General features: G+C 67.1%; 1 pseudogene. It reads right to left on the bottom strand.

Annotated features, from left to right (window positions below):
- Positions 1-237: pseudogene (locus SB771_RS36940) on the bottom strand (hypothetical protein); the annotation flags it as partial.

Raw genomic sequence — 237 nt, 5'->3', positions numbered from 1 at the left:
GTTGAATGCCCCGAGGAAGGAAACCGGCTCCGCGTGAGCGCGCGGCGTGCGAATCGGCTTCTCGATCGGCTTCGGCGACGTCTCGGCCCCGACACCGCTCGCTGCGATTCCGGGCTGCGGCTGCGACATCGCGCCGGGCGGCAACATACCGGACCCGCTCGCGCCCCCGCCCAGGCTTCGAATAACGCTTGCGCGGGCCAGTTGATCGATATCGTCAATTGAGAGCTTGGTGCCAAC

Origin of the sequence: Burkholderia sp. SIMBA_051 (assembly GCF_046534915.1) — a bacterium.
Classification (GTDB): Bacteria; Pseudomonadota; Gammaproteobacteria; order Burkholderiales; family Burkholderiaceae; genus Burkholderia; species Burkholderia ambifaria.
This window is presented reverse-complemented; position numbering and strand designations above follow the sequence as displayed.